The sequence below is a fragment of the Pseudoxanthomonas sp. genome (genome assembly GCF_027498035.1).
GTDB lineage: Bacteria > Pseudomonadota > Gammaproteobacteria > Xanthomonadales > Xanthomonadaceae > Pseudoxanthomonas_A.
Map to the genome: position 1 here is coordinate 603,678 of NZ_CP114978.1, position 12,948 is coordinate 616,625.

Annotated in this window: 12 protein-coding genes; 6 read left to right on the forward strand and 6 right to left on the reverse strand. The window is 65.8% G+C overall.

What is annotated here, in order from left to right; translation table 11 throughout:
• Positions 1-89 precede the first annotated feature (89 nt).
• On the forward strand, positions 90-305 hold the full coding sequence (locus O8I58_RS02810; RefSeq protein WP_298320499.1) for a hypothetical protein: 216 nt from the start codon (positions 90-92) through the stop codon (positions 303-305).
• 105 nt (positions 306-410) lie between these two features.
• On the opposite strand, the gene O8I58_RS02815 is transcribed toward O8I58_RS02810, so the two are convergent.
• Positions 411-1,355, reverse strand: a complete 945-nt coding sequence (locus O8I58_RS02815) for a chemotaxis protein (RefSeq protein WP_298320501.1) — start codon at positions 1,353-1,355, stop codon at positions 411-413.
• Positions 1,356-1,516: 161 nt separating this feature from the next.
• Here O8I58_RS02815 and flgA point away from each other — a divergent pair, with 161 nt between their 5' ends.
• The 4 genes from flgA (at position 1,517) to O8I58_RS02835 (ending at position 4,208) form a co-directional block, all read left to right on the forward strand.
• The gene (gene flgA / locus O8I58_RS02820) at positions 1,517-2,164 is read left to right on the forward strand and encodes a flagellar basal body P-ring formation chaperone FlgA (RefSeq protein WP_298320505.1); all 648 of its coding nucleotides are present in this window, start codon (positions 1,517-1,519) and stop codon (positions 2,162-2,164) included.
• 66 nt (positions 2,165-2,230) lie between these two features.
• Positions 2,231-2,554 (forward strand): flagellar biosynthesis anti-sigma factor FlgM, encoded by a 324-nt coding sequence (gene flgM / locus O8I58_RS02825; protein WP_298320507.1) that lies wholly within the window; start codon positions 2,231-2,233, stop codon positions 2,552-2,554.
• Complete coding sequence (locus O8I58_RS02830) at positions 2,551-2,877, forward strand: flagellar protein FlgN (RefSeq protein WP_298320509.1); 327 nt, start codon at positions 2,551-2,553, stop codon at positions 2,875-2,877. The genes flgM and O8I58_RS02830 overlap by 4 nt, the downstream gene beginning before the upstream one ends.
• Before the next feature lie 119 nt (positions 2,878-2,996).
• Entirely contained in the window at positions 2,997-4,208 is a 1,212-nt protein-coding gene (locus tag O8I58_RS02835) for an ATP-binding protein (RefSeq protein WP_298320510.1), read from the forward strand.
• 62 nt (positions 4,209-4,270) lie between these two features.
• Here the strand turns inward: O8I58_RS02835 and O8I58_RS02840 are convergent, their stop codons facing one another.
• Genes O8I58_RS02840 through O8I58_RS02845 form a run of 3 tightly spaced genes read right to left on the reverse strand, consistent with a single transcriptional unit; the run spans position 4,271 to position 8,115 of the window.
• Positions 4,271-6,007, reverse strand: coding sequence for an EAL domain-containing protein (locus O8I58_RS02840; RefSeq protein WP_298320512.1), 1,737 nt, complete (start codon positions 6,005-6,007; stop codon positions 4,271-4,273).
• Between the two features lie 4 nt (positions 6,008-6,011).
• Positions 6,012-6,296: an ATP-binding protein gene (locus O8I58_RS19265; protein WP_345781338.1), complete on the reverse strand. Its 285-nt coding sequence runs from the start codon at positions 6,294-6,296 to the stop codon at positions 6,012-6,014.
• Positions 6,223-8,115, reverse strand: a complete 1,893-nt coding sequence (locus tag O8I58_RS02845) for a PAS domain-containing sensor histidine kinase (RefSeq protein ID WP_345781321.1) — start codon at positions 8,113-8,115, stop codon at positions 6,223-6,225. The genes O8I58_RS19265 and O8I58_RS02845 overlap by 74 nt, the downstream gene beginning before the upstream one ends.
• A 152-nt stretch (positions 8,116-8,267) precedes the next feature.
• Here O8I58_RS02845 and O8I58_RS02850 point away from each other — a divergent pair, with 152 nt between their 5' ends.
• Positions 8,268-11,057 carry a bifunctional diguanylate cyclase/phosphodiesterase gene (locus O8I58_RS02850; RefSeq protein ID WP_298320513.1) on the forward strand — a complete coding sequence of 930 codons (2,790 nt, stop codon included), beginning with the start codon at positions 8,268-8,270 and terminating at the stop codon, positions 11,055-11,057.
• Between the two features lie 252 nt (positions 11,058-11,309).
• On the opposite strand, the gene O8I58_RS02855 is transcribed toward O8I58_RS02850, so the two are convergent.
• Entirely contained in the window at positions 11,310-11,606 is a 297-nt protein-coding gene (locus O8I58_RS02855; protein WP_298320514.1) for a hypothetical protein, read from the reverse strand.
• 95 nt (positions 11,607-11,701) lie between these two features.
• The gene (locus O8I58_RS02860; RefSeq protein ID WP_298320515.1) at positions 11,702-12,892 is read right to left on the reverse strand and encodes a methyl-accepting chemotaxis protein; all 1,191 of its coding nucleotides are present in this window, start codon (positions 12,890-12,892) and stop codon (positions 11,702-11,704) included.
• Positions 12,893-12,948: the final 56 nt, after the last annotated feature.

The window sequence follows — 12,948 nt, forward strand, 5'->3', positions numbered from 1 at the left end:
GTGTCACTTCATGTCAATTGATGCCTTGATCGCCCGAGTGTGGCGACCTGTCGTCAGCTTGGCTGGCCGTTCTTTACAGGAGTAGGGACTTGGGAATCGTTTCTTCAGCCGTTGGGCATACCGTCGGCGCCGCGTGGCAGGCAGTGAAGGGCACCGTGCAGGGCGCGTTGCATGGGGACGTCAAGGACATCGCCAGGCTCGCCGTGGTGGCTGGAATGGCCAACGGCAGCATGACGGTAGGGGCCGGCGTGACGGCGCTGGCGGGCGAATCGGCGATCGGATCGCTGTTGGACGTGTTTGCCTGAAGCCACGGCCCGGTAGGGCCCGGGTGCTTTCGATATCCGCGGGAGGGCTGGTGTCAGCCCTCCTCATGACGGTCGGCGGGCCCGGGTGGCGCGTCTGTGGAGCCGTCAAACGGCTCGCGCAACGTCCTTCAGTCGTGTCAGCACGAATGCAGCCAACTCATGGGCACTGTATTTGGCCACGAAGGCATTGGCGCCCACCTGTTCAACCATCGCGTTGTTGAAGACGCCCGACAACGAGGTGTGGAGCAGGACGTACAGCCCGGCCAGGCCGGGATTGCGCCGGATTTCCGTCGTCAGCGTGTAACCGTCCATCGTTGGCATTTCGATGTCGGAAATCACCATGGCATAGCGGCTGGCCGGATCCTCGCCCGAGGCCAGTACCTGCAAGAGGTGGTCCAGCGCCTGGCGGCCGTCGGAAAGCAGCGTGGCGCCCACCCCAAGCTGGTCAAGCACGCTGCGGATCTGCTGGCGCGCCACGCGTGAATCGTCCACCACCAGGACCTGCAATTCGCGCCCGGCGGTGTCCAGCACCAGCGAGGGATCGAGCCGGATGTCGGTATCGACGTTGGCGATGTCCGCCATGACGCTTTCCACGTCGATCACCTGGATCAGCTCGCCCTGGAAGCGCGTCACCGCGGTCAGGTACGTGGCTGCCGAGCCGAGCTCCGGCGGTGGGTGGATGTCCTCGACGGCAATGTTGACGATGCGTTCGACGCCGCTGACCAGGAAGCCCTGCACCGAGCGGTTGAACTCGGTCACCACCACATAGCCCGGGATCGCGTCCGTACCCGGCTCGCGTTCGGGGTGGCCAATCGCCAGGCCCAGGTCGAGCACCGGCACCGAGCATCTGCGGATGTCGGCCACACCGGCAAACTGTGAAGGCAGGCCCGGCACCCGGAACAGGTCAGGGCGGCGCAGGACCTCCTGGACCTTGAAAACGTTGACGCCAAAAAGTTGGCGGCCACCCAGCCGGAAAAGCAGCAGGGCAAGGCGGTTGTGCCCCGCCAGGCGCGTGCGCTGATCAATGCGGTCAAGCAGGTCATGTGACATGCACTGGATATCGACCACCAGCCGGCCGAACTTGAGGCGGGAAATCCGGGGCTCGGAAATGGCGCATGGGAAGGACGGGCGGCCGCTGGTGCGCGTTCGACCCAGTTCCGGCACGCCGCTTGCAACCAGCGTCCACTGACTTCCCCCGCATGGAGCCATCAATGCGCCTGATCCTGCTTGTCCTGTTGTTGATCGCCGCCCCGGCCTGGGCAACCGGGCAATTCCAGACGGTGGAATCCATCCGTGCCGCCGCTCTGTCCACGGTCGGCCCGGACGCCGACGCCGAGGCCACGCTCGACCCCGGCTTGCGCATGCCGGCATGCCCGGTGGCCTTGCAGGCCCAGCCCACCGGCCAAAGTACGGTGGAAGTGGCCTGTCCCCAGGCATCCGGATGGCGGCTGTTCGTGCCAGTCAAGGTCCGGAGGAACCAGGACGTCCTGGTGCTGAACCGGGGCCTGGCAGCGGGAGAGATCATTGCCCTGGCCGACATCACCATCGAAAAGCGTGATGCCTCGCGTATTGCCGGTGCAGTCCTGGCTGATCCGGGCGAGGCAGTTGGCAAGGCCGCGCGCCGGGTACTGCCGGCGGGCACCATGCTGTCGGCCGGCGTGCTGGTCTCCCAGCGCCTGGTGCGACGCGGAGACATGGTGTCGCTTGTGGCCCGCTACGGTGGGGTGGAGGTCCGCATGAGTGGACGGGCGCTGGCCGACGCAGGCCAGGACGAGCGGGTCGCGGTGGAGAATTCATCCTCGCGGAAGGTGATCCAGGGCATTGTGCAGGCCAGTGGCGCGGTCCTGGTGACCCGCTGAAATTTCTCCTAAAGTCGGCGCGCAAGCCGCCGCTATCACCTCCGAGTTGAAAAGGACATGTCCGTCATGAATCAGAAAATCGAAGGAAGCCTGCCCGGTAGCGCCTTGCTGCGTACCAGCAAGACTTCCGCAACGGCATGGGATGGTTCTTCGTCCGCGGTCGTCACCGATATTCCGAGCATCAGCGGCGACAGCCTCAAGCTGACCGGCCAGGCCGCCAACCTGCAGGCGCTGCAGCGTGACCTGGGGCAGGCTTCGCCCATCGACAGCAGCAGGGTCGAGGCGATCAGGAACTCGCTGCAGAACGGCAGCTACAAGATCGATCCGGACGCCATCGCCAGCGGCATGCTGAGCCTGGATCAGCAGTTGAGTGGATCGTCTGCGTGGTGATCGAGCCGTTGCAGCGCCTGGGTGAGGCCCTTGCTGGGGAGCGCCAGGCCTTGCTCGAGCACGATGTCCAGGGGCTGATGCAGGCCACCCGGGACAAGCTGGAAGCGCTGCGTGCGCTTGAGGCCGATGTCCCGCGCGATCAGCGCGAGCGCCTGCTCGAACTGGCCGATGCCAATCGCGCGAACGGTGTACTGCTGGCGCGGCGCCGGCGCGAGGTCAACTGGGCCCTGCGACACCTGGGGCGCAGTGAAAGCGCGCCGTCCTATGACGCCAATGGGCAGTCCACCACGCTGCAGGCCAGCCGCTCCCTGGCCATCGCCTGAGTCCGTCGGCGGATCGCGCCGACCGGGTATATTGCGGCTTCGTTCGTCATCCGTTGCCGCTCGTGAACTCCGCAGATCCCGACCAGACAGAACCGGCAGCCTTGCCGTCGCGCAGGACGATGCTTGCCCTGGGCGAGTTGATGTACGAGGGCGTGATGCTGTTCCGTGCCGATGGCCGGCTGGTGCTTGCCAACAGCGCCGCACGCAGCCACCTGTGCGAAGTCGATGCCGACCGGGCCGATGACCCGCGCACGCTGGGCGAGCGCCTGACCGAACGCCTCCCGAACGACGCGCTGTTGCAGGCCAGGACCAATGGTCGCTGGAGTGGCAGCCTGCCGGCCGAGGACCGTGTCGTCCTGGCCCATCTGTACTTCCATGACGACGATGAGGGCGGACACTATCTGGTCCTGATCCAGGGTGTCGAAGGCCAGGAAGGGTTCGAACAGGAGTTGCAGCAGCGCCATGCCGAGCTTCGCCAGGCGTACATGCGCCTCAATGGCGCACAGGACAAGCTGCTGCAGTCCGAAAAGATGGCCTCCATCGGCCAGCTTGCCGCCGGCGTCGCCCACGAGATCAACAACCCGATCGGCTACGTGCACTCCAACCTGGGCAGCCTCCAGGAATACCTGCGCAGCCTGTTCACCCTGATCGAAGCCTACGAACGCGCCCTGCGCGCGCCCGATCCGAAGGCGCTGCTGAGCGAGATCGACGACATCCGCACCCGCTTCGACATCGACTTCATCAGTCGCGACCTGCCGCAGTTGATGGCCGAATCGCGCGAGGGCATCGAACGCGTCACCCGGATCGTGCGCGACCTGAAGGATTTCTCGTACTTCGACCAGGCCGAATCCTGGAAGCTGGTGGATCTGCACGCGGGCCTGGAATCCACGATCAACATCATCTGGAACGAGCTCAAGTACAAGGTCACCCTGCAGCGCAATTATGGCGAACTGCCGCTGGTGGAATGCCTGCCGTCGGAGTTGAACCAGGTCTACATGAACCTGCTGCTCAACGCCGGTCATTCAATTGGCGAGCGCGGCACGATCACGGTCAGCACCGGCCAGGAGGGTGACCAGGTGTGGATCGAATTCAAGGATTCCGGGGCCGGGATCGCGCCGGACCTGATGCAGCGGATCTTCGATCCGTTCTTCACCACCAAGCCGGTTGGTAGCGGGACCGGGCTGGGCCTGTCGATCTCCTACGGCATCATCAACAAGCACCATGGCCGGATCGATGTCACCAGCGTGCTTGGCGAAGGCGCGTGCTTCCGCATCGTGATTCCCGCACGCCAGCCGGCAACGAAAAAGCCCGCGTTGCCCGCACAGTTCTGATCAATCCGGCACCTACATGACCAAGGCAACAGCCTGGCCGCGGTCCGCAAGAATGGTGGTGCCTAGTCGCGCGATGCCAATGGAAGGTCGCGGCGCTGCTCGTCATGGGTGCGGAACGCCTGCTGGATGTGCGTGCGCAGTTCGTCGTCGTCCCAGGGCTTGGTCAGGAAGCGATAGATCGCGCCGCGGTTGATCGCGTCGGTGACCGTGGCCAGGTCGGTGTATCCGGACAGGACCAGGCGGATGGTATCGGGGTAGAGCATCTTGACCCTGCCCAGGAACTCGGTGCCGCTCATGTCCGACATGCGCTGGTCCGACAGGATCACCTGGACGTCGTTGGTGGCCAACAGGTCGAAGGCATCGCGCACGTTGCCGGCGGCAAGGATCCGATAGCCATCGCGGCGGAACAGGCGTACCAGCGACCTCAGGACATTCTCTTCGTCGTCCAGCAACAGCAGGGTCCGGTCCGGGTGCGTCTCGGTGAACGATTCCGGCCGCAGGTAACGACGCCGCAGGGCGCTGCCTGCGGTCTCGGCCGACATCGGCTCGCCGAACAGGTAGCCCTGGAAGATGTCGCAATCGTTGCGCCGCAGGAAGCCGAGCTGTGCCTGGGATTCGACCCCATTGGCCACCACGACCATGCCGAGCTGGTGGCCCATCGCGATGATCGCGCGGACGATGGCCGCCTCGCGGTTGCCGCCCGGGGCGCTGTTGATGAAGCTGCGATCGATCTTCAGCTTGTCGACCGGGTAGCGCACCAGTGCGGTCAGGCTGGAATCACCCGTGCCGAAGTTGTCCAGGCTCAGGCCGATGCCTTCCGTGCTGAGATTGGCCAGCGTTTCATGGACGAAGTTGACGTTCTTGGTCAGCGCGCTCTCGTTGATCTCCAGGATGAGTGTCTGCGGCGGGACACCCGTGGCCTGGAGCGCCGCCATGACTTCACTGAAGAACGTGGGGCGCAACAGCTGCAGCGTGGACACGTTGACCGCGATGGTGAAATCGTCGAAGCCCTGGTCGCGCCATGCCCGCGCCTGCCGCAGCGCGCCTTCCATGACCCAGGCGCCGATCTGCACGATCACGCCCAGGCGCTCGGCGGTGCGCATGAAACGTTCCGGCACCAGCATGCCCATGGTGGGTGATTGCCAGCGCACCAGCGATTCCATGCCGACGACCCGGCCGTCCCGGGCGCTGACCATGGGCTGGTACCTCAGGCGCAGCTCGCCATTGGGAATGGCATCGACGATCTGTCGTGAAATGGTCTGCTCGTGGTGGGTACCGGGCTGGCCGTCGGTCTCGAACACGCGCACCGTATTGCCGCCCTCGCGCGCGGCCTGCGACAACGCATCCTCGGCATAGTCCAGCAGTGTCGATACCCGCGTCGCATGCTCGGGACACAGGCTCATCCCGATCTTGCCCGTCATGAACAGGTGGTAGGGCAGGACCGACAGCGGAAGCTCGATCTGCTGGCGGATTTCCTCGGCAAACACGTCCGGTGGCGGTATGTCGCCGCGGCGGGGAACGGCCATCAGCAGCTCGTCGCTGCCGTGGCGCCACAGCAGGCCGCGCCCACGCAGGTGCTCGCGCAGGCGCTCCATCACCAGCAACAGCGCCTGGTTGCCGACCTCGCCACCCATCGCTTCGTTGATCGAGGCGAAATGGTCGATGTCGATATGCAACACCATCACGCCATGGCCCTCGGCGAGTGCGCGATCAACCATCTCGACCAGCGCTGGATGGCCCGCCCCGAGACGCAGGGGCATCTGGTCGCCCTGCGGGGCTGGTGAAACCGGATTCCACATCCTGTCAGTGCTCCACAATCGCTGTCGGTGCCGTCGCCATGGCATAGGGCAGGTGGAGCATGATCCGGGTGCCCGCGCCCGGCGCTGAATCGATCAGCAAGGTTCCCCCGACGCTCTGGGCGCGTTCGCGCATCACGATCAGGCCCAGCCCGCGCGGTCCCTTGGGATCAAACCCATCGCCATCGTCGACCACCTCAAGACGCAGATGGCCGTCATCATCGCGCAACGCCAGTTGCACCTGTCCGGCACAGGCGTGCCGCAGGGCGTTGGTCAGGCCTTCCTGCGCGATCCGGAAGCACGCCTGTTCGACCTCGCCACTCGGCCGGGAGGGAAGCAGCTGGACGTTCCATCTGCAGGTGGACCGCCGATGCGCGGAACAGCATGCTGGCCTGCCAGCGCAGCGCTGCCTCCAGGCCCAGGGCGTCGAGCTGCGGGGGACGCAGCAACATCGACAGGTTGCGCAGCTTGGTCATGCTGCCGTCGGCAAGCGAGATGATCTCCTGCAGGTCCTCCTGCCGCCGCTGGGCGTCGGTTTCTTCCAACGCCGCATGCGCCGACAGCTTCATCGCGGTGATGGCCTGGCCGATATCGTCATGCAGGTCGCGCGAGATGGCGCGGCGCTCGTCTTCCTGCAGCGAGAACAGCCGTCGCGCCATGGCGTGGAGTTCCCCGTTGCTCAGGGCGAGCGCATCGCGCATCCGCTCCGGCTCGCTCAGGTCGCGCACCAGCAGCAGCTTGCAGTTGCGGCCGCTGTAGCGGACATCGCCGAAGGACAGGCCCGCCTGGAACAGCACGCCGTCGCGGCGTTGCATGCGGACGGTGATCCCTGGCTCGCTGCGCTGATGGGAGGCCTGCAGCTGGTCACGCACGCGTTCAAGGTCCTCCTCCAGGACCAGATCGTGCAACGCCTCGCCCAGCAGGCTTTCCGGCGCGCAGCCAAACTGCCCGGCGCACGCAGCATTGATGTAGAGCACCAGTTCCTGGTCCAGGATCACCACGCCGTCGGGCAGCACCCGCACCAGTTCGCGGAACTGCTCCTCGCGTTCCCGCAGCAGGCGCCTGGAACTTTCGTGTTCGGTGACGTCCTGCAGCGTCCCGCGGATGCACGGCACGTTGTCGTCCCGTGTTGATCCCGCACGCAGGTGCAGTGTCCGCTGGCGGCCATCGGCGTCGGTGATCGGCACGAGCATGTCCAGTTCCACGGGCGCTTCACCCTGCATGTCCCGCAGCACCTGGCACAGGTGGGCCTGGGTCCCGGTATCGAAGGACGCCAGCAGCGCCTCGAAACCATGATGGCGACGGTCATCAGGCGGGATGGGCCTTCCGAGCATGCGGTAGACCTGTCGCGAATACCTGCCCAGTCCGCTGGCCGGGTCCAGTTCCCAGGAGCCGAGTTGTGCGATCGCCTGTGCTTCTTCAAGGCGTTGCAGTGCCTGGTCGCGCCGCATCTGTGCGTCATGCTCGGCGTTGCGGTCGTTGATCACGAGCAGTCCGGCAACTGTGCCCCGATGATCCAGCGCGTTGCTGCGGGCCTGGACGACACGCAGGCTGCCGTCACGACATTGCATCGGCCCGTCCATCACCTGCACCGGGTCCGCACCATCGTCGGTTTTTTCAAGGCCTCGATGCAGGCGCAGTTCCGTGGAAGGTGGCCAAAGCTGCTGGACGTCCAGGCCGATGAGCTGATCGGACGGCCAGCCGAAGAACGCAGCCGCAGCCAGGTTGGCCTCGATCACATGCAGGTCGTTCAGGTCGTAGACGAGCATGGGATTGGGATTGGCCTGGAACAGGGCGCTGCGGCTGGCCTCGGCGCTGGCGAGTTGAAGGCGCACCCGCAGTGCGCTTCGCACCCGCGCCCTCAGGAGCAGCAACAGCACGATGGCTGTTGCCACCAGGAACATGGCGTTGCTTGCCAGCTGCGACACACTGGAACGTTGGCGCCCGGGCATGAAGCGCGTCATGAGCCAGTCGCCGCCGATGATCCAGAGCAGGCCGAGCGACAGGTAACAGGCAACGATCAGCCAGATGCCCTGACGGGGCCAGTAGTGGCTTCGCCCTGCAGGCGGCTGCCGGGAAACGGAGGGCGAATCTGCGTGACCTGTGCGCATGTCCGGGCTGCCTGGCGCGGCTGTCTTCATCCCGTCTCATCTTAGCGGCATCGGTGAGGCCAATCACGGCGGCCAGGCGCTCAATTAACCGCGGCAGGCGCCGATATCGATTTCGTCCGCCAGCCCCAGGGCGGTGCAACGGAGTCACCCACTTGGATCACGGCGTCATCTCAAGCCTGCTGCAGCACCCCCTCACGTCGGCCTTGCTGTTGCTGGCCCCGGATGGTCGGCCGCTGGCGGCCAATGCGGCGGCGCAGGCCATGGAACTGCCGCGGACCGTGGAAGCCTATGCGGGCCTGCTGTATGAGCTTCGCGCTTGCCTGGACGACGGCCAGCCGATGCTGCCCTGTACGCTGCCGGGAAGTGGCGGAAGGCGCCTGGATGGCTGGCTGCGCGCGGTCCGCGACGAGCAGGGAGCACTGCTGGCCTACACCCTGAGCGTGCCCGAGCCCGTCGCCAGCGAAGGTGCGACGCGTTGGGAGGTCGCACTGGAAAGTTCGGAGCAATGCCTGTGGGACTGGGACATCCCCAGCGACACCTTCTTCCGCTCTGACCGCGGGAAGCAGGTCCTGGGCCAGGACGACCGTGCGCTCGCCAACGGCCTGAATGCCATGCTGCAACTGGTCCATCCCGATGATCAGCGCAATGTGCGGGATGCGGTCCAGGCCCATTTCGACGGTCGCACGCCGCGTTATGCGAGCGAGTTCCGTATCCGCCACAACGATGGGCAATGGCGCTGGATCCTGGATCGCGGCCGCCTGGTTGCACGCACCGCCGACGGCAGCCCGCTGCGCATGGTGGGAACCCATACCGACATCCATGAGCAGAAGCTCCTGGAACAGCGCCTGCGCGATCAGCAGGTCATGCTGCGCGATGCACAACGGGTCACCAACACTGGCAGCTGGTCGTGGGACGTGGAACAGGACCAGGCCTGGTGGTCGCGCGAATTCCTGGCATTGACGGCGCCCACCGATGGCCAATTTCCAAACAGCCGTGGCTGGCTGCGCCTGCTGAGTCGTGAATCCGCCGCGCAGCTTGCCGGCGCCTGGCGGCGGCTGAAGCGCGAAGGCAAGCCGGTGAACCTGGATATCGAGCTGGTGGCCAACCGGGCGTCGCCGTTGCACCTGCGCCTGTGGGCGCAACCGATGCTGGACCGGGCCGGGCGCATCAACCGGGTCCTGGGCCAGGTCCAGAACATCACCGAACAGCGCCAGACCGATGCATTGATCCGCTGGCGGACCGAGCTGCTCAACCGCGTCTCGGCGCTGGGCAGGATCGGTGGGTGCGAAATCGAAGTCGACACGCGCCGCATCCAGTGCACCGAGGAGTGCTACCGCATCCATGGATTGCGCAAGGAGCCGGTTGCGCTGGACAGGCTGCTGTCCCTGTACACCCGGGACTCGCAGGATGCGTTCGAAGCGGCCCTGTCGCGCATCGCGCAGGGCGGACTGCCCGAACAGCTGGACCTGTGTTTCCACCGGGCGTCGGGGCAGCGGCTCTGGGTGCAGGTGCTGATCGAACTGGATAACCGGGACGGACTGCCGCAACGGTTCGTGGTCCTGTTTCGTGACATTACCCGCGAACGCGAGAGCCGCGAGCGCATCGAACTGCTCGCCCATTACGACGCGCTGACCGGCCTGCCCAATCGCACGCTGCTGCGCAGCCAGGTCGAGCAGGCAATGCAGGAAGCGGCCGAGCGGGGCAGCACCCTGGCGATGCTGTTCGTCGACCTCGACGGCTTCAAGAGCATCAACGATTCCTTCGGCCACGCCACCGGCGATGCGCTGTTGAAGCTGGCGGCCACGCGCATGCATCAGCAGCTGCGGACCAACGATCTGTTCGGCCGGTTCAGCGGCGACGAATTCGTGGTGGTCCTGCGCGACCTGGCCGAACCGGAGGATGCAGGCCATGTCGCGCGCAAGTTGATGGCAGCGCTGGCCGAGCCGCTGGACAGGAACGAACTGGTCATCAAGCTGGGCGCGAGCATCGGCATCGCCCTGATGGAGGACGGGCGTCGGGACTTCGACAGCCTGCTGCAGGCTTCGGACGCTGCGATGCATGCCGCCAAGGAGTCGGGTCGCAATGCCTGCCAGTACTACAGCCAGGATGTCCTGCAGCGGACGCAACGACGCCTGGAGATCGAACGCGCACTTCGCGGCGCGCTGGATCGCGACGAATTTTCACTGGTCTATCAGCCGCTGGCACATGCCGCCGGTGGGCGCGCGCCGGCGGTCGAGGCCCTGCTGCGCTGGCACCGACCCGACCTTGGCCATTGCAGCCCGGTCGAGTTCATTCCCATCGCCGAGCAGTGCGGCGAGATTGTCCGCCTGGGTGACTGGGTGATCGGCGAGGCATGCCGGCAGGCCGCGGCGTGGGCCAGCGCGGGACTGCAGCTGGAGCGGATCTCGGTGAACGTCTCGGCGGTGCAGTTGCGCGACCGCGGCTTTGCCGAACGGGTCATCGCGCTGTGTCGTTCCCACGGCTGGCCACCGACCCGGCTGGAGCTGGAGCTGACCGAATCGGCGCTGATCCGCGACACCGAAGCGCTGCGTCGTTGCTTCGAACTGTTCGAGGAGCATGGCGTGCAGCTGGCGGTGGACGATTTCGGGACCGGATTTTCGAACCTGCATTACCTCAACCGGTTCCCGGTGCAACGCCTGAAGATCGACCGCAGCTTCGTGCAGGACATGCTGCAGGACAGCGGGACCGCCAAGGTCACCCAGGCCATCGTCCAGCTGGGTCACGCCCTGGGCATGGAAGTGGTGGCCGAAGGCGTGGAAACGATGCAGGAAGAGATGCTGCTCCGCGAGCAGGGCTGTGACGAGATCCAGGGCTATCTGTACTCACGCCCGCTGCCATCGCGCGAGATGGGGGCCTTCCTGCGCGCCCACCACGACCAGGTTTCGTCCGCGTTCCGTCGGCCAGCGCTGGTCGCTTCCTGACCAGGCAACGCCTGGCTGCAAGGGATGCCGCGGCGTCGGGCACGGCGTCTGGTCGCGGCTTGGTCGCGATTCGCGTCAGACGCGTTGAAAGCCGGCGTCCGCGACGACACATCGAGACGGCGATTCCGACAGGTTCGCCGCCCGGGTAGGGCCATAGGCGGCACCCGGGGGCACGTCGCCTGCGAGCCCGGTCCCGGGTGCGCGTTGCTTACCCGGGCTACGCTTTGAATCGTGGGAGGTCGCTTCAGGGATTCACTCGGGAAGTTCGACTTCCGCGATGTTGCTGCCGGTCAATCCCATATCCCAAGCCAGCCCGAGCCAGACCAGGCTGTCATCGGCCACAGGCGCATCGGCGTTGCCCCGGTGCGTGGAGCGCATGTCTTGCAACTCGGCCCGGGCCAAGGTTTCCAGCTGTTCCAGGACCGCGCGGCGGGGATTCATCGTCAATGCTTCCCCGGCTTTGCCAGGGCCCGACCTTGTGCGGCGCGCTTCGGAAAGCACCGTGTTCCCGGCTGCGGCCGCCAAGGGCAGGGCATTGAGCGATGGCATGGGGTTGGACCTTCTGTCGCGATCAGAAACGACAAACCCCGGCCTGGACCGGGGACTTGTCGTCGCATGGGGCGAAGCTGCAATCGGGCGGGTCCTCAGAACAACTCGACCGTGCCGGCGCCCATGTTCTGCTGTGCCACCGCCTTGTGCGGCGGGCGCTCCCATTCCACGCGCATCTCGCGCAGGCGCGTCCCGACCCGCTGTAGTGCAGCGACCAGTTCGCCGTCCGGGGCGCCACCATGACGGTGCAACAGTTCCTGCAGTCCAACGGCCTCGCGATTGATCGCGGTCAATCGGTCCAGGTGGGTATGCACGCCACCCAGTGCCTGGGTGGCGATGTCCTCGAACTGCAGGGCGCGCACCGCGTCGGCCACGCTGCTGTCGATCGCACGCCCGCATTCTGAAATCTCGCGCATGCCATCGCCCAGCGACCTGTTGATCGCAGCGACGTTGTTCAGCATCGAGGCAGCCTCGACGCGCGCCTCGCGGGAACGATCCATGTCGCGCGACGCCATGTGCGAGACCGTTTCCCGCACCTTGGCGATGGCATCCTTGGAGCTGTGCGCGAGCTTGCGGATCTGTTCGTTGAACGTGGTCGAACGCTCGGAGAGGTTGCGCACCTCGTCGGCGACCACGGCGAAGCCGCGGCCGGCCTCGCCAGCGCGTGCGGCCTCGATCGCGGCATTCAATGCCAGCAGGTTGGTCTGGTCGGCGATCGACTTGACGTCCTCGAGCAAGGCGAAGATGCCATCCAGGTGCTGGGCCATTTCGTCGATGTGATGGACCGTGGTGGTGCTCTGGCCGCTGACCTGTTCCAGGGCTTCGACCAGCTGCTCCATGCGGGAGCTGGCGTGCTGGGCGAAGCGGGCCACATCGACACCGGCACCGCCATCGTCGCCCGCGCGGTCGACGATCCGGGCCAGTGCCTGACTCTGTTCGCGCGACTTGCGGTTCATCGCCTCGAAGCTGCCGCCGAGGCCGGAGACGGCTTGTCGGATCAGCTCGCGGGCCCGCTCGATTTCGCCGCGCGAACCTTCGATCTCGTTACCCACGAAACTGCGCAGATCGGAAAGCAGCTGGTCCTGCTCGCGCATGACCTTGGCCTGCTCGGGTGACCGCCGGGTCTGGCTGTAGGTCATCCACGCACCGAACCCAAGCCAGCTCAACGTCATGGTGGTGAGGATGGCCCAACGGGCTGGCGCTGGCCAATCGAAGCCAACGGAAACGGGAAACAACAACGTCAGGACCAGCGGGGCGGCCAGACGGATCAGCGGGCGTGAATACATGGACGTTCTCGGCAAAGTCACGAGTGCTGTATCGGCCATGTGTCCCGGGTCTTTAG